The sequence below is a fragment of the Rheinheimera aquimaris genome (assembly GCF_020531985.1).
GTDB lineage: Bacteria > Pseudomonadota > Gammaproteobacteria > Enterobacterales > Alteromonadaceae > Alishewanella > Alishewanella aquimaris.
The window spans coordinates 214,783-238,147 of sequence record NZ_JAJAVQ010000003.1; the positions used below are offsets into that span (position 1 = coordinate 214,783).

Annotated in this window: 18 protein-coding genes; 3 read left to right on the forward strand and 15 right to left on the reverse strand. The window is 49.0% G+C overall.

Annotated features, from left to right (window positions below; genetic code table 11):
* Nucleotides 1-26 precede the first annotated feature (26 nt).
* From LHL18_RS10110 to LHL18_RS10125, 4 genes are all read right to left on the reverse strand, one after another.
* A complete protein-coding gene (locus LHL18_RS10110; protein ID WP_226766997.1) occupies nucleotides 27-1,052 on the reverse strand; it encodes a Gfo/Idh/MocA family protein in 1,026 nt (341 codons plus the stop codon).
* A gap of 11 nt (nucleotides 1,053-1,063) precedes the next feature.
* Entirely contained in the window at nucleotides 1,064-3,445 is a 2,382-nt protein-coding gene (locus tag LHL18_RS10115; RefSeq protein ID WP_226766998.1) for a GH36-type glycosyl hydrolase domain-containing protein, read from the reverse strand.
* Nucleotides 3,446-3,490: 45 nt separating this feature from the next.
* The gene (locus LHL18_RS10120) at nucleotides 3,491-4,864 is read right to left on the reverse strand and encodes an MFS transporter (RefSeq protein WP_226766999.1); all 1,374 of its coding nucleotides are present in this window, start codon (nucleotides 4,862-4,864) and stop codon (nucleotides 3,491-3,493) included.
* An 83-nt stretch (nucleotides 4,865-4,947) separates the two neighbouring features.
* Nucleotides 4,948-5,469: a gluconokinase gene (locus tag LHL18_RS10125; protein WP_134056253.1), complete on the reverse strand. Its 522-nt coding sequence runs from the start codon at nucleotides 5,467-5,469 to the stop codon at nucleotides 4,948-4,950.
* A gap of 125 nt (nucleotides 5,470-5,594) precedes the next feature.
* On the opposite strand from LHL18_RS10125, the gene LHL18_RS10130 reads away from it, so the two are divergent.
* Entirely contained in the window at nucleotides 5,595-6,596 is a 1,002-nt protein-coding gene (locus LHL18_RS10130; protein ID WP_134056255.1) for a LacI family DNA-binding transcriptional regulator, read from the forward strand.
* 58 nt (nucleotides 6,597-6,654) lie between these two features.
* Here LHL18_RS10130 and LHL18_RS10135 read toward each other — a convergent pair whose 3' ends face one another.
* Both LHL18_RS10135 and LHL18_RS10140 read right to left on the reverse strand, forming a co-directional pair.
* On the reverse strand, nucleotides 6,655-9,099 hold the full coding sequence (locus LHL18_RS10135; protein WP_226767000.1) for a TonB-dependent receptor: 2,445 nt from the start codon (nucleotides 9,097-9,099) through the stop codon (nucleotides 6,655-6,657).
* Between the two features lie 251 nt (nucleotides 9,100-9,350).
* Nucleotides 9,351-11,084, reverse strand: a complete 1,734-nt coding sequence (locus tag LHL18_RS10140; RefSeq protein ID WP_226767001.1) for an esterase/lipase family protein — start codon at nucleotides 11,082-11,084, stop codon at nucleotides 9,351-9,353.
* Nucleotides 11,085-11,171: 87 nt separating this feature from the next.
* Here LHL18_RS10140 and LHL18_RS10145 point away from each other — a divergent pair, with 87 nt between their 5' ends.
* Nucleotides 11,172-12,107, forward strand: coding sequence for a GGDEF domain-containing protein (locus tag LHL18_RS10145; RefSeq protein WP_134056261.1), 936 nt, complete (start codon nucleotides 11,172-11,174; stop codon nucleotides 12,105-12,107).
* Here LHL18_RS10145 and miaE read toward each other — a convergent pair.
* Nucleotides 12,097-12,897, reverse strand: coding sequence for a tRNA isopentenyl-2-thiomethyl-A-37 hydroxylase MiaE (gene miaE, locus LHL18_RS10150; protein WP_226767002.1), 801 nt, complete (start codon nucleotides 12,895-12,897; stop codon nucleotides 12,097-12,099). The two genes, LHL18_RS10145 and miaE, sit on opposite strands and share 11 nt — an antisense overlap.
* 192 nt (nucleotides 12,898-13,089) lie before the next feature.
* Between miaE and LHL18_RS10155 the strand changes: the two genes are divergently transcribed.
* On the forward strand, nucleotides 13,090-13,689 hold the full coding sequence (locus tag LHL18_RS10155) for a Yip1 family protein (RefSeq protein ID WP_134056263.1): 600 nt from the start codon (nucleotides 13,090-13,092) through the stop codon (nucleotides 13,687-13,689).
* A 46-nt stretch (nucleotides 13,690-13,735) separates the two neighbouring features.
* Here LHL18_RS10155 and purF read toward each other — a convergent pair whose 3' ends face one another.
* The 8 genes from purF to LHL18_RS10195 form a co-directional block, all read right to left on the reverse strand.
* Nucleotides 13,736-15,247: an amidophosphoribosyltransferase gene (purF, locus tag LHL18_RS10160; protein WP_134056265.1), complete on the reverse strand. Its 1,512-nt coding sequence runs from the start codon at nucleotides 15,245-15,247 to the stop codon at nucleotides 13,736-13,738.
* A gap of 19 nt (nucleotides 15,248-15,266) precedes the next feature.
* Entirely contained in the window at nucleotides 15,267-15,755 is a 489-nt protein-coding gene (locus tag LHL18_RS10165; RefSeq protein ID WP_134056267.1) for a CvpA family protein, read from the reverse strand.
* 59 nt (nucleotides 15,756-15,814) lie between these two features.
* Entirely contained in the window at nucleotides 15,815-16,417 is a 603-nt protein-coding gene (locus LHL18_RS10170; protein ID WP_134056270.1) for an SPOR domain-containing protein, read from the reverse strand.
* Nucleotides 16,414-17,691: a bifunctional tetrahydrofolate synthase/dihydrofolate synthase gene (gene folC, locus LHL18_RS10175; RefSeq protein ID WP_226767003.1), complete on the reverse strand. Its 1,278-nt coding sequence runs from the start codon at nucleotides 17,689-17,691 to the stop codon at nucleotides 16,414-16,416. Before folC ends, LHL18_RS10170 begins: the two co-directional genes overlap by 4 nt.
* A gap of 7 nt (nucleotides 17,692-17,698) precedes the next feature.
* Nucleotides 17,699-18,574 carry an acetyl-CoA carboxylase, carboxyltransferase subunit beta gene (gene accD, locus LHL18_RS10180; RefSeq protein WP_134056274.1) on the reverse strand — a complete coding sequence of 292 codons (876 nt, stop codon included), beginning with the start codon at nucleotides 18,572-18,574 and terminating at the stop codon, nucleotides 17,699-17,701.
* Nucleotides 18,575-18,712: 138 nt separating this feature from the next.
* A complete protein-coding gene (gene truA, locus LHL18_RS10185) occupies nucleotides 18,713-19,498 on the reverse strand; it encodes a tRNA pseudouridine(38-40) synthase TruA (protein WP_226767004.1) in 786 nt (261 codons plus the stop codon).
* A gap of 71 nt (nucleotides 19,499-19,569) precedes the next feature.
* Nucleotides 19,570-22,098 (reverse strand): FimV/HubP family polar landmark protein, encoded by a 2,529-nt coding sequence (locus tag LHL18_RS10190; RefSeq protein WP_226767005.1) that lies wholly within the window; start codon nucleotides 22,096-22,098, stop codon nucleotides 19,570-19,572.
* Nucleotides 22,099-22,331: 233 nt separating this feature from the next.
* On the reverse strand, nucleotides 22,332-23,351 hold the full coding sequence (locus LHL18_RS10195) for an aspartate-semialdehyde dehydrogenase (RefSeq protein ID WP_226767006.1): 1,020 nt from the start codon (nucleotides 23,349-23,351) through the stop codon (nucleotides 22,332-22,334).
* Between the last annotated feature and the right edge of the window lie 14 nt (nucleotides 23,352-23,365).

Consider the following 23,365-nt stretch of genomic DNA (forward strand, 5'->3'; position numbering starts at 1 on the left):
ATAGCTAAAACCAGCACATCGTTTTGCTATTGCCGGCCCCTTTGCTGGCGGCATAACCCGCGGCTTAGCAACCCCGCCTGCTGATAAATCTGGTCAAGCAACTGCATATTATTAATAGCATCCTTACCGCCGGTTAGAGGCATGGCATTACCCAGCAGGCAGTCCCGCAGGTGCAATAGCTGATAATAGTAGGTGCTGTGTCCGGGTACGCTGTACTGGCGCTCAGTATCGGCTGTTGTCAGTTTGATATTATTTGCCAGATGCGGCGTGATTAAGCCACTAACCTCTATCTGTCCATTTTGCCCTTCCAGCACCAGGCTGGTGTCGGGCATGCGGCTTAAATGCTCCGCCATGCTGCAACCGATATCGGCGACTACAGCATTATCAAATTTCAGCCGGGCCTGCATCGTTACGTCTATCTGCGCACCACCCTCTGCGGTTACGCTGCGGATACACCCAGCACTTTGCACGACAGGCTCGCTGCCCATTACGGTGCGAACCCAATGCAGCGGATAACACCCAAGATCCATCATGGCACCGCCGCCCAGTGCGGCCTCATGCCGTAACGAACCGGCAAAGTATGGGATCCGCACGGAGAAGTTGCCGCGCAAATGTAAAAGCGGGCCAATGACACCGGATTGCACCAGTGTCAGCACTTCAACAAACAATGGATGAAAACGGTAATGAAACGCTTCCAGTAGCAATTTACCCGAGACCTCAGCGGCTTGCACCATATTACCAGCCTCAGTTGCATCCATTGCAAAAGGCTTTTCGCACAATACATGCTTACCATGTTGCAGCGCCTGAATGGTCCAGTGAGCATGTTCAGATGGCGGCAAAGCGTTATAAATCACATCGATATCATCACGCGCTACCAACGCCTGATAATTCTCTGCGACATGATTTATGGGGTAAATATCAGCATAAGCTTGCGCTTTCGCTTTATTCGACGCCGCAACCGCCTGCACGGTAAAACCGTTAAGCAGTGGCAGCACCTGAAAGATAGCTTTATCGGCAATACGAGATGCCCCAAGTAAGCCTATGCGTATCATTGATATCCTCCCTATGCTGGCAGCAGTACGTTAACCTGGTAACGTTGCCCGGGCATAATATTGCTAAACACCATATCAGCCTGTGTTTCACCGTTAACGATAAGCTGAGCGGCTGTCAGGTCTGCCTGACGCCTGATGTTGATAGAAAAGTGCGCGCCACGAAACGCCCGCTCCAGCTTAACGCCAGGCCAGTGTGACGGCAGTTGCGGGTTAAATTGCAGCCCCTGCGGACAGCCTTTAACACCAAATAAGCCTTCGATCAGACAGCGGTAAACCCAGTGTACTGTGCCGGTGTTGAATAGCTGGCTGGAGCGGCCCGCCGTGCGCGGCAGTTGCTGCCAGGCGCCACGGTAGTAATTCGGAATGTACACCGGTAGCTGGCCACGCTGCAGATAATCTGTGGCATCATCACCCGGCAGCATCTGACGCAGCACCTGATAGGCGCGGTCGGGTTGCGCGACCTGATAAAGCGCAAACAGGTAAAACGCGGCAGCATGGTTGTACACCGAGCCGTTCTCGGCCGAACCCGGATGTTTTTGCGTCACGCGTCCGACATCGTCGCGCATGGCGGTATAAGCCGGCGCCAGCATCTGCACACCAAAAGGCGTCATCAGCTGAGCGTCAATTTCACTCAGCATTACGCTAAGCTGCTCCGGACTGGCTGCACCGCTTAACATCGCCCAGCTTTGCGGGTTCAGGTATATACGGCCTTCAACATCTTTGCTGATACCAAACACCACATTGTCATCGGTAATACCACGACCATACCAGCTACCGTCCCACAGATGGCGGTTAACTGCCTGGTTAAAATTATTTGCTTCAGCGCGATATTGTGCCGCATGTTCGTACTGACCTAACTGCTGGCAAATATCCGCCCAACAGTTAAGCGCGTAGGCAGCAGCCAGTGACAGCCAGCCCGACACGCCTTTACCTTTGTAACCAACCATATTCATCGGGTCGCACCAGTCGCCCTGTTCGATATAACTCAGGCCACGCTCATCACGCTTATGCAGTAACCAGCCCATCGCCAGACAAAGATGTTCAAATACAGTCAACGGCTCGTCACTGTCTGAAAATGCGACCTTTTGCTGTAGCACAGCATAGTCATTGGTCTCGGCCAGATAAGCACTGAGGCATACCGGCAACCAGACACACTGATCAGTATGCGGCACCTGATTAATATATTTCAGCTCAGCATCCGGGTGTAACAGAATACCATCAGGCATTTCGCCGCTGCGGTGCTGCTGTGCCAGCGCAGTCAGCAAGGCAGTACGAAAGGCTTGTGGCCGCACATAGCTCATGCCCATATTATCCTGCAGATAATTCCGGGTTTGCGGATCTGTGGTCAAACGGTTGACGTCACCATGGTAATACACCTGCCGTGGCAGCCAGTGATTAACAAAGTTATCCAGTGCTTTATCCGGCGTGGTAATTTGCAGGCAGCCTTGGCCCTGTGCAACATAATCAGCGTATTGTTGCTGCGCCTGATTAAAACCATCTGCTACTGAAAAGTACCGCTGCCGGGCCGCAGCGATTTCTGCTTCAACCAATGCAGGGCCGAACACAAAGCGATAACGCTGCTCAGCCCCAGGAGCCAACTGCAAACGGTATTGCATCACACAGGCCGGCGTTTCATATAAGGCATCATCTTTACTCAGCTCAGGCTGTTGCAATGCATCGGGCGCATGCAGGCCACCCTCGCCTTCAAACGGCTGCTGTGCACACTGCCAGCTATCAGGCTGCCGTTCTGCCAGCAAAAAGGTTTTATCCTTCAACAGCTTGTTTTTAAAGTAATCTGGATACTTCTGATAAGGCGTAACAGATGAGCAAACAATGGCGTTCAGCTGTGGCTCAAAGCGCGCAGACTGATTCATCCACGACATATAGCCCACCGGGAAATAGGGATAGATACTAAGCTGACGCGGCGTGGAACTCAGGTTAGTTACAACAAGCTGCCACAGCTCGTGCGGCTCGTCCGGGCTTAAACACAGTTGCCACGTTACTTTTAACCCCTGTTGCTGTAAATGCCAGCTGATATCACTTTTACCGGCAGAAAACACAAAGCTATCAGCCTTGTTACGCACCGGTTCATACGGCACAGAGAAAATGTCATTGCTCTGCTCATCTTTAATGTATACAAAGCGGCCGGGATGATGTGCGTAATAAGGCTGCTCCGGCTGCATAAAGGTTTTTGCTTCCAGATTCGGCGCATGAGCGTACTTGGCCGGCTCAGGCTGCATAAACTGCGCAGTAGCATAACCGCGGCAATTCATCTGGATCATCATGTATTTGTTCCATAAAAACGCTGCAGCCTGCGGCATTTTCACCGGGCTGAGCAGTTCGTAACGGTCACCGTTTGGCTGCATAACTGCAGCATGTGTTTCAAAAGACATAGTGCGCAGACTCCTTAAATGTCACTGCGTGCTTGTTGTGCTGTATTACAATTTAGCTGCCGCCGCTTTGCGTTCGGCAAGCTCGTACTGAATTTTGGCCAGCTGCTGGTTATTCAGGCTGTAAAACCGCATAACAAAAGCAGATAACAGCGCGATAACGCCCGGGATAACCGAGATCAGCAACACTATGCCATCCTGAGAAGCCGCACTTTGTTGCTCGTTTGCAACATACCCCAGCAGCGCCAGCAACCAACCAATCGCGGCCGAGGCAATGGCACCACCAAGCTTTTGTGAGAATGTGGCCGCTGAGAATGTCATTGCCGTTGCCCGCCGGCCGGTGCGCCATTCGTTATAATCAGCCGTGTCGGCATACATCGAAAACGCCAGTGGTGATTTGGGCCCAAGCACAAAGCCAATCGCCAGATTAATCGCGAAGATAAGGCCTACCTGCTGCGCCGGTACAAAATACAAGCTGATTGACAGCACGCCGGTCAGGCTCATCAACAAAATCATCAGGCGTTTTTTATCAATAAAGCGGGTCATTAGCGGTGTGCAGGCGGCACCGAGTGCTAAGGCAAACATATAAGAGGACAAAAATTCGCCAACCAGCTCCGGTCGCTGTACAAAGTACTTAAAATAATACACACCGCTGCCTGCACGCATGGTGATACAAATCATAATGATCAGTGCCAACGCAAATAGCACCAGCCAGGGCTTGTTGTCTTTTAAATCAGCAATGTCACGCCAGGCAGACTCTGGGATTTGATTAATTGGTTTGATACGTTCTCGGGTAAACCAGAATGTCGCCAGAAACATCAGCGCCGCTGCTATGCCAAAAATCGCCATAGTTAATTGCCAGCCCAGCACGTCGTCGCCCTGCCCTAACCATGGCACAAGTTTGGGTGTCAGGTACGTCACCAGAATACCGCCGGTAAAGCCACCGATAAAACGAAAGCTGATAAGCGTAGTGCGCTGCTGGCTGTCAGCCGTCATCACGCCCGACAGCGCTGAATAAGGAATATTAATGGCCGTGTATATCAGCATCATCAGCGTATAAGTGGCATAAGCCCAAATAAGCTTACCGCCCTCGCTGATATCAGGTGTGCTGTAAGTCAGTACCCCCGCTGCCGCCATCGGTAATGCCAGCCATAAAATATAAGGCCTGAACTTACCAAAGCGGCTTTTTGTTCTGTCGGCGATGGCGCCCATCATGGGGTCGGTAAAAGCGTCGACAATTTTTGTCACCAGCATCATAGTGCCGGCAGCCGCCGCTGAGATGCCAAATACATCGGTATAGAAAATCAGTAAAAATGCCGAGATATTTGCCCAGTAAAAGTTAAAGCCGATATCACCGACACCGTAAGCGACCTTTTCACGAAAACTGATACTGCCCGTTGCAGCTGTGTTGTGTTTATTCACCCTGTCTGTCTCTTTTATCGTTATTAGATTAATGGCGATAGCCAGTCTGCAATGCTAAGAATGATATCGCTACCACATTAACATCAGCCTAGCTGCTGGCAAATAATTGCCAGAATTTGCTCAGTGGTTTGCGCGATATCGATATAGTGCACATCTGTTTCGTGCTGCGGGCTTTGCATGGTATCAAGCTGGCTGCGCAGCATAGTGGCAGGCATAAAATGATTCTGCCTGGCGCTTAGCCGTTGTAAAAGCAAGCTTTCTTCACCGTGTAAATAGAAAAACTGCGCCGGGCTGCCGGCTGTGCGTATGCGCTGGCGCTGGCGGGCTATCAAACCGGAATAACTGAGCACACAACTTTTCTTTTGCCCGGCGCACAATGCTAACTGCTGGCATAGTCTGTCTATCCAGCTTTCACGCAGCGCGTCAGTCAAAGGAATACCCGCAGCCATCATGGCTTTGGCTTCTGGACTGTGAAAATCATCGCCTTCCAGATAAACATAGCCAAGCGTGTCAGACAGTAAACTGGCGATGGTAGATTTACCACTGCCGGCCACTCCCATAATGATAATAGTCCGGCATTGCTGCGCTAAAGGCGTGACAGGCATCGTGCTATGTTGCTCCAGTTATATTTACAAAGACTGTTAGCTTAATTGACGAAAAATGATTGCGCAACCATTTTGACTGAAATGGCACAATACAGTATTGTTTGTGGAAAAAATAAGATCACGCTATGAGCAGAAAACCTAATTTAAAAGATGTTGCCAAAGTTGCCGGCGTAAGCGCCATTACGGTGTCAAGAGTGCTGACAGACCCAACAAAAGTGTCTGATAAGTTGCGTAATAAGGTAGAGCAGGCAGTACGGGAGACCGGCTATATTCGTAATCATGCGGCCAGTGCACTGGCATCCTCACGTTCGGGTGTTATTGCCGTGATCATTCCGTCGCTGTCTAACATTGTGTTTAATGAAGTGCTGCAGGGCATTTACCAGACGGCCAGGCCAAACAACTTGCAGGTTGTTTTGGGCGACTGCCACTATTCACCACTGGAAGAAGAAAAGCTGATCGCAACGCTGCTGGGACAATCACCGGAGGGCATTATTCTGACCGGTGCTGCCCAGACCGACTACGCTCGTAAATTACTTGAGCGGGCCGATATTCCGGTGGTACAACTGATGGAGCTGACAGATCAGCCAATAGATATGAATATCGGCTTTTCCCATTTTCATGCCGGCTATGATATGACGAAACACCTGCTGCAACGTGGTTACCGCACGCCAGGGTTTATTGGTGCCAGAATGGATCCCCGCACCCAGCAGCGTCTGGCCGGCTTCAGGCAGGCGCTGGCTGACTGGCCACAACCTTGTCAGAGTTTTGTGCAAACCACCACCCAACCCTCGTCCGCACGGTTGGGGGGCCAGTTACTGCAAGCATTGATTGCAGAGTCTGCCGGTAAGTGCGATGCCGTATTTTGCTGCAATGATGACTTAGCACTCGGTGCCTTATTTGAAGCGCAGAAGATGAACCTGGCTGTACCCGGCGATATCGCTATCTGCGGTTTTAACGATCTGGAATCTTCTTCTTTGGTAAACCCGTCAATTACCTCTGTCGCGTCGGCCCGCTTTGATATGGGTAAACAGGCAGTAGAAATGTTGCTGGCGGCAGCAGGTAAGCCACGAAAATCAATCGCGCCAATTGATGTTGGTTATCAAATTATTGCCAGACGCTCGACCTGAAACCTGTATTTAGCCGATAGGAAAAAGCCCTGCAGTGCAGGGCTTTTTTTAGTAAGTGTTAGTCAAACCGCACTTTTAACCGCATACCTAACGTACGTGGAGCCTGCCACATATAGTTCGGTACCGGGTTGCTGTTCCAGCGGCCCTGATCACTCTTAATTTCTTCATCAGTAATATTGTTAACAAAAGCTTCCAGACTCCAGTTACCTTCTGACGGCTCATATGTCAGGCTGGCGTCCCACTTCGCATATGCATCCTGTCTGTCGATATCAGCTGCATAAGGTAAACCACGGAACCCTTCTGGCCGATCGCCACGGTTTGCCGGATCAAACCAGATCTCTGATGAGTAGCTCATCCGAACCTTTGGTTTTAACGTTGCACCGTTACTCAGCTCGAAGAAGTGCGCGTAATTAAGTGACAAACTAAACTCAGGCGCCTGCACCAGATGGTTACCGCTAAAATCGAGTAGGTTTGGCAATGCCGGATTGCCAGCCGACGGGTTAAAGGCAATACCATCAGCACCGTAGCTTGAGTCTGTGGTGAAAAACTCATCATACTTCGCATCAAGGTAAGACATAGACCCGCTTAGTTCGCCGTTTTGACCAACCAACCATTTAGCTTCTAGTTCCAGACCGTTAATTGTGGCTTTACCAGCATTCGTTTTACGCAGTAAATCAGCGCCGGTTTCGGTCAGTACATTACTGGTTACCTGTAAGTCGGTATACTCGGTGGTGAAAAGTGCCGCGAACAGTTGCAGTGTATTGTCAAGGAAGCTACCTTTTAAGCCCAGTTCAATACTGGTGTTTTCTTCCGGCGCTACATAGGCATTGGTACCAGCCGTTTCATTATTGTTGGCAGCAATAATGGCATCCAGATCAGCCTGGGTGAACGGGCCTTCACCTGTGTAGCGGTTTCCATCCTGAATAGTACCTGATTTAAAGCCAGTCGCATAAGAGGCATACAACATCACATCAGGGGTAAAATCCCACTCCAGGCGCGCCATACCTGTCGTCTTATCCCAGCTTGGGCTGGTATCGTTGTAGGTATCTACCCAGCACTGCCCTGGCTGTACCAAAAACTTGTTTGGTGCCAGGCCGTTTAATAAACCATCCGGATCCAGCAAACCAACATAGTCACTGTTAAGCGGCAGATTTTCAGTGCGTTTTACATCAGGGCACATAATATTGCGTCCGCCTCTATCCCAGCGCTCATCTTCGGTATAACGCAGCCCTACGCTCAAACGAAACTCATCCGTTACCTTATAAGTACTTTGTGCATAGATACTGTTTGATTTTAAACCGCGATCCGGCTGACGGTAGGTTGACCACAGATTAGGGTTAGGCGTGTTGCCACCTTCGTAGTCTACGTCCGGGTGTACTATGTCAAAGTGCGTGCTGTTGTTCTCTTTGAAGTAAAAATACCCCACCATCCACTGCAGCCGCGCACTGTCTTCGTTCTTAATTTGCAGTTCATGCTGGGTCGCTTCATGGGTACATTCCACACAGCCGCCCCACTCGTACTTATCCGGGCTCCAGCTTCTGTCCCACACTGACTCACGGGAAGAATCAGTGTAACCACCGATGTAAGACAGTGTTATACCGCTATCGAAATTGTAATTCATACGGGTGCGGAAACTATCAATAACAAAATCGTTGAAACCCGGCTCCTGAATATAAGCAGACCGCGATGAACCACCTGTTATTGTCGGAATTTGACCTGTACCCTGATCATTAAAATTCTCATAAGATAAAAACCAGTCAAAGTTGTCGGCTGGCTGCCAGAACGCACTGATACGTGTGGCTGACAAATCTGTTGCGCCATATTTATCACCCATGGCAGAACCCGGCGCCATATCAACATAACCTTCAGACTTATCCATCGCCGCCGCAACACGAATAGCAAACGTCTCACTCAGTGGCAGGTTTACCATGGCGCGGGTAGCGCGGCGGTCGTAATTACCAATGGTGATTTCAGCATTGGCTTCGAAGTAATCCAGTTTAGGTTTGGCGGTGTGTAAATTAACAACACCGCCGGTGGCATTGCGGCCAAACAAGGTGCCCTGCGGTCCGCGCAGAATTTCAGCGCCTTCAAGGTCAAACATCAGCGCAGAGGCACCCTGAGACCGGGCGGAGTAAATACCATCAACATGAAACGCAACCGCCGGGTCACCACTTTCAGTTTGATCAGATGAACCAATACCGCGTACATACACCATAGGCGTATTCTGCGTACCGTTCTGAGCTATATGCAGGCTGGGCACGATGCCCTGTAAGTCGTCCAGTTGCAAAACATGGTTATCATCAAGCGCATTCTGATCGAACGCCGTTACCGCCAATGGCGTTTCCCTGATAGTGGTTACACGCTTGGTCGCACTGACCTGGATAACCTCGATAGCCCGAGTATTTTCGCTACCTGCTTCGCTGGTCTGAGCATTAACACCACCGGCGGCCAGAATAGCCATGCTGGTATAAAGAAAGCTTTTTTTAAATTTGAATATAGGCACTGTTGTCTGTCCTTCCCGTTGTCTGAAATGTGCTGGCATTATGCTGCCATCTCTTAATGACTTATTATGTTTGCGCAACCAGAAAGCCTGATCACTAAAAGCGGCATGCGAAGCATAAAGACAGCAAGCAATGCACTACTTTATTGCGGCGCATTGTCACACAAAGCAAAATGATTGCGCAACCATTTATTGTTCAAAAATTTATCAACCTATAGGACAACACGTGGTTAAAAAGAGTTATATGGTGATCATCAGGGAGTATCAGCATTAGCGCTGCGGAATAAAATACCGGTGATAAACTGGATCGCCTGTTCAGACTGATAGGAATTATGCGCAGACTGCACAACCAGCTCCTCTTTTGCCAGCGCCAGATGAGCACTGGAATAAGGCACAACCGTATCATTTTGCAGCTCGCAATTTTTAAGCACCGTACATTGGGCTAATTTTGCATTGCCGATAACCGAATACACCGGCACACTGAACGCAAGCTCATTCAACGCCTGGGTAAGAGGATGCCGTGGCGACAGTACATCTACACTGTTAGGGCCGCTACCGCGCATATAGCTTCGCATAGCTGGTTTAATATCTTCTCTGGTTAATGCCAGCCACATATGACCAAACACTTTTTTAATGGCTGTTGGCAATGTAATCAGCGCTGACGCCAACCGGCCGACCCAACTATCAGCGGTATCAGCCCCCCGATGCGGCGTATCAATAAATATCGCTGTTTTTACATAAGGTTTGGCATTAAAAATAAAAATATCCTGCAAAGTCTGGCGTGTTGCATCGTCTACCGGTAACTCTGATGGCGTTTTATAAAAAGTCCGATCCCAAAGCTCGCTGCCGCTGCTTTGTACATAGGTTTTACTGATAATACCGCCCATACTGTGTCCTACCAGCACCATATTATTTGCTGCCAGCGCCCGCATATCAGGTGAAATATGTTTTAACAACTCATCAGTGCGCTGCCTTAACCGCATGGCATTAAAAAATGGCGGCGGGCCTGACGGATAAAAGGCGTGCCACACCTGATAACGGGCAGCCAGTTTTGGATTGGACAAAATAGCCCAGCTTAACCGCCGCCAGATCAGCGGGCTTGAGTTCAGGCCGTGGATCATCAATATAGGTATCTTATCCCGCTGCAATGGCTCAATAGCATAAATACCAAGTTTATCTTCGACTTTGTCTGCGTTAAATAGCCCAGACTGTTCCAACGTGTCGACAACTGCCACTTCAACAAGACATAAATACGCAGCGGCCGGGTCGTAATTCAAAGCGTAGTGATTGCTGCCAAATGTCCAGCCAGTGCGTGAACCGTCGTTTACTTCTGGCAGCACTGCACGCAGTGTCAGAACCGGTAATACCGGATCAGAGAAGTCGAGCGCCACCGGAAGTAACGTTAGTGGCCGGAAAATGCCCTCTGGTGGATAGTAACGATCCAGCTCGGTTTTGCTGTTCGCGCGCTGTCCAACAACACTGATACCGACACCATTACCTTGCTGGCGCTGAATGAATGGGTCATAAGCATTAAGATCTGCGCTGATAAACAGCTGCTCAAAAGCTAAGCCATGTTCATCAGCGTCCAGCTGCAGTTTTAACACCAGGTTCAACGCACGGGTATCTGTTTTAGCTACTGCCGCCCGAGCTAAGGGCATCAATGCCCGGTTATAGTAGGCAATAGCCTGTTGCTGCTGCTCGGACGTCAGCTCTTGTGCCAACCAGCGCTCAGCGCAGCTTATCTGCAACAAAAATAGCTGATAGCCGGAAGTCTGCTGTGAGGTCAGTTGCAGGCAGTAATCTGCAATAGCACTGTCAGCTACCCGCTCCAACGCAATATACTGATATGCGAGAAACCCATTGATAGCTTCCGTTTGTGCAGGTGCTGCCTGCCGCCAGTATATGTATTTCCCCTGGCTGCACGCCTGACACACCAACGCTATCACTAATATCGCTAACCAGCGCCAACTGCTTTGTTGCTGTAGCATTGAAACTCCTGCAATTTTTTCCAAAAAACCCAGCAGAACTCCACTATGCTTAGCACTATAGCACTGTTATCTGTCAGATTTTGTTGTATGAAAAACTCATTTAAATACTATGCAGAAAAATTAGCCGCATTTGCTGATGTTAGTCGTGATGGCTATGCCATTCTCACCGCTGATGACAGACTATTGTGTGCTAACCGAGCATTTATGGACGTTTTTTTCGTAGAAGAGTCTAAACTAATCGGCCAATACTTCAGCGACATTATGCGTAACGCTTTTCATACCAGTAAGGGCCCGCGGATTGATGCAGATAACATAGACGCCTGGCTAAACCGTGTGCAACAGCTGCGTCGGTCACGTGATTTCAGATTATTTGAAGTGGATTTAGTTGATGGCCGCTGGTTTTTATTCTCTGAGCAAACGATGCCTGACGGTGAAATGCTGTTACAAACCAAAGACATCACCAAACAAAAAATAATGGAGCAGCACTTAAATGAACATGCCCGCCGCCTGACAGATTTAGCACTGACAGATGAACTGACTCAAATCGCTAATCGCCGCAGCTTTGTCGCGTCAGTGCAATCCGAAATAACCCGTTGTAGCCGGCAACTGTGTGCGATGGCGTTTTTTCTGCTGGATATCGACCACTTTAAAACGATCAATGATACCTATGGTCATCAGGCCGGCGATGCTGTGTTGCGTCAGCTTGCTGCGCTGGTGAAACGTACGCTGCGCGAATATGACATTTTCGGCCGTATTGGCGGAGAAGAATTTGGCGTCTTTCTATCTCAAACTAACAGGGAAACAGCAGAAGAAGTAGCTGAACGGTTAAGGCAATTAATTGCACACGAAGCATTCTTTATCGATGGAAGGGAGCTAAATATCACGCTATCAATTGGCATAGCGCTGGCCAGAGACAAGACCAGTTTCGAACAACTTTATGCTGACGCAGATGCGGCTCTGTACCAGGCTAAACATAGCGGCCGTAATAAAGTAATTGTCGCCGAATACTGTATTATCCTGTAGTACTCAGTAATGCAAAAGTATCATTACTAACAGGGGCACCGCTATGAAACTTGAAATCGGTATCCGCTGTGAGAATAAGCTCCGCCTCTACGGTACCAAAGAAGCGAATACGTTCACTGATATCATCACCTGCAATCTGTTGTGCCAGAGCCAGATAGTCCTGATAATGCCGGGCTTCAGAGCGTAGCAACGAAATATAAAAATCGGCAATGGTCGCGGGCAGCAGTGGCGCCAGACAAGCAAAACGTTCACAGGAGCGCGCCTCAATATAAGCACCACAGATCAGCTTATCTATCATCGCAGCCGGTTCGAAAGTACGGACATGCCGAAACATACCTTTAGCATAACGACTGGAGGTGATCTTCTGATACTCAATGCCATGTTGTTGCATAATTTCCAGTACCTGATAAAAGTGATGCAACTCTTCTTTAATCAGTAGCACCATTTTATCAATCAAATCCTGCGCATACTGAGAGCTGGCTTTAGGCAACATCGACTTTTTTAAGCTCAGGGCAGCCAGCTCGCGCCAGTCACCTTGCTGACGATAAGTGAAGTCTTCGTAGGGTTTCAGCCACTGCAGTAACGCTTCGCTACTTTGCTCATCTACTGCGTAGCGGCGAATAAGATACATAGCAGACTGCGCTGCTTTGAGCTCACAAATCAGATGATCATGCAAAAGCACTGACAAGTTCTCAGGTTTTACTGCCTGTTCCAGCCAACTGTCTGGGGTGACGCAGTGCAAAAACTGCTGCACCGGCTCAATTAGCCGTTGGATCTCTGTACTTAACATCTGCTAGTCCGCAAAAAAAGATGCCGCGCATTATAGCGGATAGGGTCGCCGCCACCAAGTAACAACCAACGCACCTTGTCATGGTCAAATTTTCAACAACAGCTTGACGAAGCTCATTCTATTGGTCATAACTGATACAACGGTGACATAAAGTAGCCGGGTAGTTCAGACGTAGTGACAAGGATAATAATTATGATATTGAATCACTTATGGGGACTGTATGCACATCCGAAAGAAGAATGGCATACGATAGATGCAAGACATGAAAGTTTTCGTTATAGCTTAATTCATATACTACTGGTAGCACTGATACCGTCAGTCTGCGCTTACTATTCTGCGGTCTATCTGGGCTGGAGTATAGGTGCCGGTGAGCGCATTTTATTAACACACGACAGTGCTGTAATGATGTCTGCCGCTATGTATGTTGCGTTAATTGGTGGCGTGTTCGCACTGGCATTACTGGCCCACTGGATGGCACATACATTCGGTGCAGAACCTACCTACACACAAACACTGGAGCTGGCGGCTTATACCTCTACACCTCTGTTTATGGTGGGTTTTGCTGGTTTGTATCCAGAGTTGTGGGTGGTTATGACGGTTGGGCTAGTAGGCCTGGCGTACTCTGTGTATTTACTCTATGTCGGCGTACCCATTCTGATGCATATACCGGAAGAACGTGGCTTTATTTATGCTAGCTCTGTTGTCACTTGTGGCTTGGTGCTGCTGGTGTGCATTCTGACTGCAACCGCGATTTTATGGAGCTCAGGTTTCGGCCCAATGTTCACTCATTAAAAACTGTGATAGTAAAAAGGGAGCCTTAGCTCCCTTCTCGCATTTATTAACCTTCGTTATAAGTTTCCAGGTTGGTAGCCATCGCGGCACCAAGCTTGGCTTTGGCATCATCGCTACGCATCTGATCAAGCAGGTTCAGGTAATCCTGGTCGATATCGTTGGTCACGTAGTTACCATCAAACACGGATGTTTCAAAGCGTTTTATCTCTGGATTCGCCAGCCGAACCGCTTCAATCAGATCCGGTAATGACTGAAAAATTAAGCCATCGGCGCCGATAATGTCACAAATACTTTCAACATCATGGCCGTGCGCAATTAGCTCGTTAGCAGATGGCATATCGATTCCGTAAACATTGGGGAACCGTATCTCAGGCGCTGCTGAGGCAAAGTATACTTTTTTCGCCCCGGCTTCACGCGCCATGTCGATGATCTGCTTAGACGTTGTACCGCGCACAATAGAGTCATCGACCAGTAGTACATTCTTATCTTTAAACTCTTGCTTAATGGCGTTGAGTTTACGCTTTACAGATTTTTTGCGCGCTTCCTGCCCCGGCATAATGAAGGTACGGCCAATGTAACGGTTCTTCACATAGCCTTGCCGATAAGGCAGACCAAGCTCAGTTGCGATTTGCAGTGCCGCATCATTGCTGGTTTCAGGAATAGGGATCACCACATCGATATCCAGATGCGCCCATTCGCGTTTAATCTTTTGACCAAGCATAGTGCCCATCGCTACGCGCGAAGCGTAGACCGAAATATTATCAATAGTAGAATCCGGGCGGGCAAAATACACATATTCAAAAATACAGGGCGTATAGCTTGGATTTTCCGCACACTGAAAGCTGTGTAACTCACCCTGCTCGGTAATGTATACCGCCTCTCCCGGCGACACATCACGCAGTACGGTAAAGCCGTCCGTATCCAGCGCTACGCTTTCCGACGCCACCATATACTCGGTGCCAAGCTCTGTCTCACGCTTGCCCATCACCAACGGACGGATACCATTAGGGTCACGAAATGCCAGTAAACCATGGCCTATTATCAGGGCTACAACCGCATAGCCACCTTTTACTTTACGATGAACATTCGCAACGGCACGGAAAATATGTTCCGCCTGCAGCTCCATAACACCGCTGTTATGCAGCTCATGCGCCAGCACGTTTAGCAATACTTCTGAATCAGATGTCGTGTTCACATGACGCCTGGCCACGCGAAAAATATCTTCCTTTAACACATGCGAGTTTGTCAGGTTGCCATTGTGTGCCAGTGCAATACCAAAAGGGCTGTTAACATAAAAAGGTTGAGCTTCAGCCGTGCTGGACGATCCCGCCGTAGGATAACGCACGTGACCAATACCAATATTACCTGCCAGACGCTGCATATGACGCGCTTCAAATACGTCTTTTACCAGTCCGTTAGCTTTACGTAGACGCAGGGTGTTGTTATCAACGGTAACAATACCGGCAGCATCCTGACCGCGATGCTGTAGCACTGTTAAACCATCATAAAGTGCTTGATTAACCGGATATTTCCCAACAATACCAACAATACCACACATGGATTTTTCCTCGCCAGCGTTAAGGCTTTTGCATAAAACTGGAATGGTTCTGCAAGTACTCGAAGAACCATTCAATGATAAAACCAAATTCAGGGACCAACACAGAGCTTTGCCACCAGTCTGCTGATGCAGCCGGCGTAAAAGCATCCATAAAGAACAGAATAGCGCTAACAACCAGCACACCGCGCAACGCGCCGAACACCAGCCCTAACAAGCGGTCAGTACCAGACAAGCCGGTAGATTGCACCAGCTTACCAACAACAAAATTAATCAGAGCGCCCAGAACCAGGCTACAGATAAACAAAATCGCGATAGCGGATGCGTTGCGCAGGGTTTCATCCTGCATAGAAGTAAATAAACCTGCCAGATGCGGGTAATATTGGCTGGCGATAAAAAATGCCAGGATCCAGACCGCCAGCGATATCGCCTCTTTAACAAAACCACGCACCAGGCTGATAACAGCTGATAACGCTATGATTGCCAGAATGGCAAAATCAACCCAGACCATTTGCTACCAAAGGTTGCTTGATGACGGCGCGCATTCTATCAAACTGAGCGCCCGATTGGCTATCTATTTTCTGTTGGCTGGTAACTCATCACTGAGAGACGCTCGATACCGGTTAACTGCTGCAGCTTAGGCAGTTGCTGTTCCAGCTTTTCCTTACGCAGCTCAGGCCCCACCAGCACGCTGGTCAACCGTATACCTTCAGAACTGGTAATATTACGGGTAAAAGTCACAAAACCGGCCTGGCGCAGTTTTGCCACCAGCGCATTGGCATTTTGCTCTTTACTAAATGAGCCGACCCGCACCACCCAGCCCGATTGAGCCAGTGCAGGGTTAGTTTGCGGCTGCACCTTTTTCTCTGTAGTAGGCGCAGTTACCTGAGCATACTGCTGAGCAGGCAACGTCTCTGTCGCGCCATTGTCCCCGGCATCTAATGGTTGTTCGTCCACAGGTTCAGCAGCTAGTTCTGCTTCAGCCTGGGTGAATACCTCAGGTTCCAACACTTGCTGTTGCTGAACACCCTGAAATTCAGGTCGGTTGGGGATCACCTTAAAATCATCTTTTACCACCTGCTTCTCGCCATCCAGCAAATCCGGCAGGAAAATAATACCAGCCATAACCAGTATCGCAGTTCCAAGTAACCGATGTTTAAATGCGGGTGTCACTTTGCCTCCAGATGGTCAGCCAACACGGCAGACACGGTGAAAAAAGAACCAAACACAACTAATAACTCGTCCGGCTGTAAATTAGCACGAATATCACGATAGGCTTGCTGTACGTCACTATACAGTTGAACGTCTGTCGGAACACCAGCAAGCGAATCCGCCAGCTGCTGAGCCGATGCGCCTCTTGCCCCGCCTAGGCTTACAAGATGCCATTGATTAAACAAGGACGTCAAGGGTAACAGAGTTTGTTGAATATCCTTATCTTTTAACATACCACACAATGCCCAGATCTGCCGGTACTGTGGTTTTAGTTTGCGCAGCTGCTCTGCCAGATAGCCAGCAGACTGCGGATTATGTGCCACATCCACGATAATGGCAGGCTGTTGCTGTAGCCATTGCATACGCCCGGGAAGGGTTAGTCCTGCCAGCGCTGATGATAAATCCGATGGCTCCGGCAGCAAATTAAGGCACTCCAGTACAGCCAGCGCGCATGCAGCGTTCTGAACCGGCATCGCAGGTAAAGGTAACTCGCGGTACGACGCAGTATCGCTATACCAGTGCCAGCTGTTGGCAGCTTCGCTATAGTGGTAGTGTTCTTTTACCTGTCTGACGTGACATGCCAGCAAGGCAGCATGTTTTAGCACAGAAACCGGCGGGCTCAGGTCGCCTATTACAACCGGTTGGCCGTGTCTGAAAATACCGGCCTTCTCAAAGCCAATACTTTCTCTGTCGTTACCGAGCCAGTCCTGATGATCTAAATCGACGGTTGTAATAACACTGATATCAGGGCTGATAATATTAGTTGCATCTAAGCGCCCCCCCAGCCCAACCTCAATCAGGCAAAAATCCGGCTGCCTAATTTGCAAAATCCTAAATGCGACCAGAGTCGTGAACTCAAAATAGGTCAGCGCGATGTCACCGCGTAACCGTTCAACAAAAGCAAAAGCATCTACCCAGTCGGTGTCTGACAAGTCAGCATTATTGACACGCAAACGCTCGTTAAAATGTAACAAGTGCGGTGAGCTGTACACTCCAACACTGTACCCCTGCGCCAGTAACAGCTGTTCCAAAGCCCGCGCCGTAGTGCCTTTGCCATTGGTGCCACCGATCAAAATACTTTTACCCGGCAAGCTTTGTAAACCTGCGCGACTGGCAACGCTCTGGATACGTTCTAAACCCAGTTCAATTTGATGTACAGGATGGCTTTGCTCTATATAACAAAGCCAATCGTCCAGAGTCTGGCACGATTGGCTGGCTGGTGTAGCTACAGACATGGATCCCTTAAGCGGCGTCGTGCTCCGACACCGGAGCAGGCAACTGCATAAACTTAGCAACTAATCGCGCAATTGTATCGCGCATTTTGCGCCGGTCAACAATCATGTCGATAGCACCATGTTCAAGCAGGAATTCACTGCGCTGGAAACCTTCCGGTAACTTCTCGCGCACAGTTTGCTCGATTACCCGTGGGCCGGCAAATCCAATCAGAGCTTTGGGCTCACCAATATTGATATCGCCGAGCATAGCCAGACTGGCAGATACCCCACCCATCGTCGGATCCGTCAACACTGAGATGTAAGGTAGTCCCTGCTCACTCATCTTTGCCAGCGCAGCGCTGGTTTTTGCCATCTGCATCAGTGAAAACAATGCTTCCTGCATCCTCGCACCACCACTGGCAGAGAAACAGACAAAAGGAACTTTATGCTGCAAAGCATGTTCCACACCCGCGACAAACTTAGCACCGACTACCGATGCCATCGAGCCACCCATGAATTCAAATTCAAATGCTGCAGCGACAATCGGCATACCCTTTAAGGTGCCATGCATCACGACCATGGCATCTTTTTCGTTGGTATCTTTTTGAGCTGCGGCGATACGGTCTTTATAACGTTTGCTGTCTTTAAACTTAAGCAGATCCTGTGGTTCAAGCTCCGCGGCCAGCTCTTTTACCGCACCACTGTCTAAGAAGCTGGTCAGCCTGGCCCGGGCCGACACCCGCATATGATGGTCGCACTTAGGGCAAACGCCGAGATTTCTGTCTAAATCAGCCTTATATAAAACCGCCTCGCACGAGGTACATTTTGTCCAGACACCTTCCGGGATATTTCGACGCGCGGAAGAAGAGGATGTTCTGGGCAAGATCTTTTCTAACCAACTCATATATATGTCCTATTGCTGGCAACACCGCCTGAGGCCATGTTGAAAAACGTTAAACAACGCCAAAATTCAGTAAACCGGCGCTATTAAAGCATAAAACCCTATATATCGAATATAGAGAACTGGTCTTAGTAGTGACAGTTAGCGTGGTAAAAACAACGGACCAGGTTCCGTTTTCGGTATACCAAAATGGTCTGGATAATCCACATCGACCAGATATAGACCGCCAGGTTTAGCAGTTGCCGCAGCTAAATTACGATTTTTTGCCGCCAGTAGCTCAGCTATCCATTCAGGCGGCCGGTTTTGCATACCTACTTCCAGCAGGCTACCGGTAATGTTACGTACCATATGATGTAAAAATGCATTGGCTTTGATATCCAGCACAATGTAATCACCACGGCGCACTATCGTTAAATGGTGTACGTTACGAAACGGGCTGTGCGATTGACATTGTATTGCACGAAATGAGCTAAAGTCCTGCTCACCAAGTAAATAAGGCGCAGCTTGCTGCATCAACTCAATGTTGAGTGTCTGATGATAGTGACTAAGCCCGGTACGCAAAATAGCAGGCCGATACCTGTGATTGTATATGATGTAGCGGTAGCGCCTGGCTGTTGCACTGAAGCGGGCATGAAAATCATCGGCAACAGGCGTTGCCCAGCGCACGGCTACTGCGTCGGGTAGCTGAGCATTCGTACCCATTACCCAAGCTTTATTATCACGCACCGCTGTCGTATCAAAATGCACTACCTGCCCGGTTGCGTGCACACCGGCATCGGTACGCCCGGCACAAAACAGCTCCACCGGCTGGTTGGCGACTTTTGACAACGCTGTTTCCAGTTCCTGCTGAACGCTGTTTACTTCACGCTGGCGCTGCCAACCATAAAATGCTGAACCATCATATTCGATACCCAGTGCAATGCGCATGCCGTCCCCTCTTGATAAAACGGCGGCGATTATAACGCAAGCCTGCTGTTATTACAGCGCTTGCTGCAATCTTACTCTCTAAGACTTTGGGCCTCCGCTTTGACGTTATCCGGCGCATCCGACGCCAGAATATCATCAAGCAGTAAGTCCGCGCTTTCGCGGTCATCTATCTCGATATAGGCCCTTACCAAATCAAGTTTCGCTGAATAACCATTATCTTCGCTATCTACGTCCCGTCTTTCATGCTCGCCAATGATATCTGCGTAATCTTCTAAACCTACGTCTACATTTAATTGAGTAAAGCGGTCAGGATCCTGCTCCTGCCGTTCTGCATTAGCAAGCAAACTGTCTATTTCAACAAAGTCCTCGTCGCCAAAATCAAAGCTGTCATCATGTTCTGCATTTGAGATTACAGCATCGCTGGATTGGTTTTCTGCTGGCTCTGCGTCGTCCAGATTATCCGCCATGGCTTCTAATTCAGTCATCAGCGAATCAAACTGCGTATCCGGTATCGGATCCAGTTCGGGCTCAGTTTCGGCGGGCGTATCACCTGCTACAGATAATAAATCTTCTTCCGTCAGCTCATCCTGATCCATCAATAAAAGCTCAGGCGCTAAATCATCAGGCAGAGACAGCTCCGATTCTTCGTCCTGTGTATCATCCGCCTCAAGCTCAAGCTGAGGATACTGATCTAATATTTTACTCGGGTTTTCAACAGACAATGCAGCATCTGTAGGTTGAGTTACTGAAGCATCATCTGAGGTGGTCAGATCCAAAGATGTCAGCACAGTGTCCTGCTCTTCCGACTCGGTGACATCCAGCAGTTCGTCCTGACTACTAACATCCCCGTTACCGCCATCAAAGTCCAAATTGCTATCCTGGGTGACCTCAGCAGAAGCCTGCTGATGGCTGTCAGGCAAGGCGTCGTGAACCTGATCAAGCAGCTCTGCCAGTTCTGCACTTAACAGTGCTTCCTCACTGTTATCAAACTCATCTGTATCAGCTGTTGATGCCAAATCATCACTTTCAGCTACCAGACTTTCCGCAAATTCCTCCAGCTCAGAACTGTCGAAACTTTCTATTTCGGGCACATCAGTAGCACTGCTGTCTGTAACGTCTACTTCAGCAGCTTCACTAACGTCAGCTTCTGACGACTTCTCTGCCAAGGCTATGTCTGACAGGGCCTGACTCAATTGTTGCTCCTGAGTCTGCTCCCGAGCTACGGCTGGTTCATCAGGCTCGTCTAAATCAATTTCTTCAATCAGTTCATCAACGTCAAATTCATCCGGCAGCACCGGATCTTCAAACGGATCAGCATCGGCTGTTGTATCTTGCACAGTAGCTTGCTGTTCTGCTTCGACCTCCAACCCGATGCTGTCTTCTTCATCGGCAAGCTCTATTACAACATCATCATCGTCTTCAGCCGCCAGCAGTGCAGATAAGTCGGTATCAGACAAAATATTGTCCGGGTCAAATGCGTCCTCAGGCTCAGGCGCCGCCTCTTTGGCTGGACGCTCGTCAGATGGCAGCAGGCTATCATCTTCAAAAGATAAGGCGTCATCGAATTCCTGCAGCTCGTCACTAAGATCTGGTTCTACTGAGTCCGGGCCTGCACTAAAAGCGTCCTCCAGCAATGCATCGTCAATCTCAAACAGGCTCTCATCCAGGTCGTTGTTATCGTCCAGTGGTGGCAAAGGCGATTGATAAGATGGGTCGGGCATCGGCTCTGTCGTAGCCGCATGAATAACCTCTTCAGTTTGACGGCTACGTTTTTTCACCCATAGCAAAATACTAAATAGCACCAGCAAGGCGGGAATACAGGCTGCCAAAACCCAGGCGATAGGATTTTTAAACCACTGCTGCCAATCTACCCCTTCTGCTGCTGCAGCTTCCTGCTCTGCTTTTGCCTGTAATAGCTCTGATTGCTGAGCAAGCAGTTGAGATATTTGCTGTTGCAGTTCGCTGTCTTCACCCAACTGAGATTTTATTAGCGCCAGCTCTTGCTCGACTTTACTCAAGCTGGTTTTAAGTTGCAGATTCTCAGCAACGATTGCTTCCACCTGCTGCATAGAGTCAGCAAACTGACTACGAAGACTATCCAGCTCCATACGTTGCTGCTGGTCAATTCTGGTCAATTCCTGCTGAAGCTTTTGTGCATCATCAGTTGAAGGCGCAGCTTTTTCCGGTGCTACTGTCGTTTGCCTGGCAGCGGCATTTTTTTGCCGTGTGGCCCACTCTTTATCATCACGCTCTGATTTATCCCGTGCAGTATTCAGATCAATTTGCTGAATTTCCTGCAAGCTGGGTAATACCAGCACGGACCCCGGGCGAAGATGATTCAGATTGTTATCCAGAAAGGCATCCGGGTTTTTCAGATACAGCGCATACATCACCTGATAAAGGCTGATATTTCCTTCCGGTTTAATGCGCTCGGCTACGCGCCACAGCGTATCAGAGGGGCTAAGCGGGCCTACCGTTAATGGCGCTGGCGGTACATCTGTGCTGCGCGGCCCGCGAATTTTTGTAGTTCTTTCCTGCGCCAGCGCACATGACGAAAAATTGACGAGCACGGTAATAATGAGAACAAATAACACTGGCATTAAAAGCTTCCTACCCCAATTCAGGCGCATATGTATAAGATGTCGGCAGCAACAGGTACCGGCTTTAATTATGTTGCAAACAATGTTCCAACTTTACAAGCCCGTTCACTGCACGGAAATATAATGCACTGATACCATTATGACTAGTTTTTCTGACTCTGGGTAAACTGATAACAACATCTAAGCAGGACATAAAAGCAGAAAAAAGGCTCCACTTGGGAGCCTTGCTTGTTTTACAAATAATCGCGGATAAGATGCTCAGCTATCTGAATACTGTTTGTTGCGGCGCCTTTTCGTATGTTGTCGGCAACTACCCAAAGGTTAATGCCATTTTCATGCGATAAATCCTGTCGGATGCGGCCCACAAAAACCTCATCTTTACCTGCCGCGCTACAGACCTGGGTTGGGAAATCAGCATTGTTTTCCAGCAATACCACACCTGGTGCATCAGCAAGCAATGCTTTAACCTGTTCAACACTTATCGGCATGCGGGTTTCTATGTGTACAGCTTCAGCATGGCCAAAAAACACAGGAACTCTTACCGCAGTGGCATTGACAGCAATACTGTCGTCACCGAAGATTTTCTGTGTTTCCCAGTGCATTTTCATCTCTTCCTTGGTGTAACCGTTATCCAGAAACACATCAATTTGCGGTATAACATTAAAAGCTATCTGACGGGCGAACTTCCCCTCGCTTTCAATCGGCCGGCCATTCATCAGTTGTGCCGCTTCATGCGCCAGCGCTTCAACGGCATCCTGACCTGCACCGCTGACTGACTGATAAGTGGCCACGTTGATCCGGCTGATGCCAACAGCGTCATGAATGGGTTTAAGTGCGACCAACATCTGAATAGTTGAGCAATTCGGGTTAGCGATAATATTACGGTTACGGTAGTCTGCAATGGCATGTGCGTTTACTTCCGGCACGACCAATGGAATATCATGCTCGTAGCGGTAATGTGATGTGTTATCTATCACTACACAACCCGCGTCTGCTGCTTTGGGTGCATATATTGCTGACACACTGCCACCGGCCGAGAATAATCCAATTTGCGCTTGAGACCAGTCAAAGGTTTCGGCATCAATAACTTTGATTTTCTTGCCCTTAAACGTCACGGTACCACCAGCCGACCGGCTGCTGGCAAGCGGAAACAATTCTGCGACCGGAAAATCGCGTTGTTCCAGAATTTCAATTAAATGTTGTCCAACCAACCCTGTTGCACCTAAAACGGCAACATTATATTGCGAAGCCATGACTGTTCCTCTAA

Coding starts and splice junctions, on each gene's coding strand:
- LHL18_RS10165 (WP_134056267.1), bottom strand. CDS start 15,755: ATGGTCTGGGTTGATTTTGCCATTCTGGCAATCATAGCGTTATCAGCT.
- LHL18_RS10140 (WP_226767001.1), bottom strand. CDS start 11,084: ATGCTACAGCAACAAAGCAGTTGGCGCTGGTTAGCGATATTAGTGATA.
- LHL18_RS10125 (WP_134056253.1), bottom strand. CDS start 5,469: ATGCCTGTCACGCCTTTAGCGCAGCAATGCCGGACTATTATCATTATG.
- folC (WP_226767003.1), bottom strand. CDS start 17,691: ATGTCTGTAGCTACACCAGCCAGCCAATCGTGCCAGACTCTGGACGAT.
- LHL18_RS10145 (WP_134056261.1), top strand. CDS start 11,172: ATGAAAAACTCATTTAAATACTATGCAGAAAAATTAGCCGCATTTGCT.
- LHL18_RS10115 (WP_226766998.1), bottom strand. CDS start 3,445: ATGTCTTTTGAAACACATGCTGCAGTTATGCAGCCAAACGGTGACCGT.
- purF (WP_134056265.1), bottom strand. CDS start 15,247: ATGTGTGGTATTGTTGGTATTGTTGGGAAATATCCGGTTAATCAAGCA.
- LHL18_RS10195 (WP_226767006.1), bottom strand. CDS start 23,351: ATGGCTTCGCAATATAATGTTGCCGTTTTAGGTGCAACAGGGTTGGTT.
- accD (WP_134056274.1), bottom strand. CDS start 18,574: ATGAGTTGGTTAGAAAAGATCTTGCCCAGAACATCCTCTTCTTCCGCG.
- LHL18_RS10190 (WP_226767005.1), bottom strand. CDS start 22,098: ATGCCAGTGTTATTTGTTCTCATTATTACCGTGCTCGTCAATTTTTCG.
- LHL18_RS10130 (WP_134056255.1), top strand. CDS start 5,595: ATGAGCAGAAAACCTAATTTAAAAGATGTTGCCAAAGTTGCCGGCGTA.
- truA (WP_226767004.1), bottom strand. CDS start 19,498: ATGCGCATTGCACTGGGTATCGAATATGATGGTTCAGCATTTTATGGT.
- LHL18_RS10155 (WP_134056263.1), top strand. CDS start 13,090: ATGATATTGAATCACTTATGGGGACTGTATGCACATCCGAAAGAAGAA.
- miaE (WP_226767002.1), bottom strand. CDS start 12,897: ATGTTAAGTACAGAGATCCAACGGCTAATTGAGCCGGTGCAGCAGTTT.
- LHL18_RS10110 (WP_226766997.1), bottom strand. CDS start 1,052: ATGATACGCATAGGCTTACTTGGGGCATCTCGTATTGCCGATAAAGCT.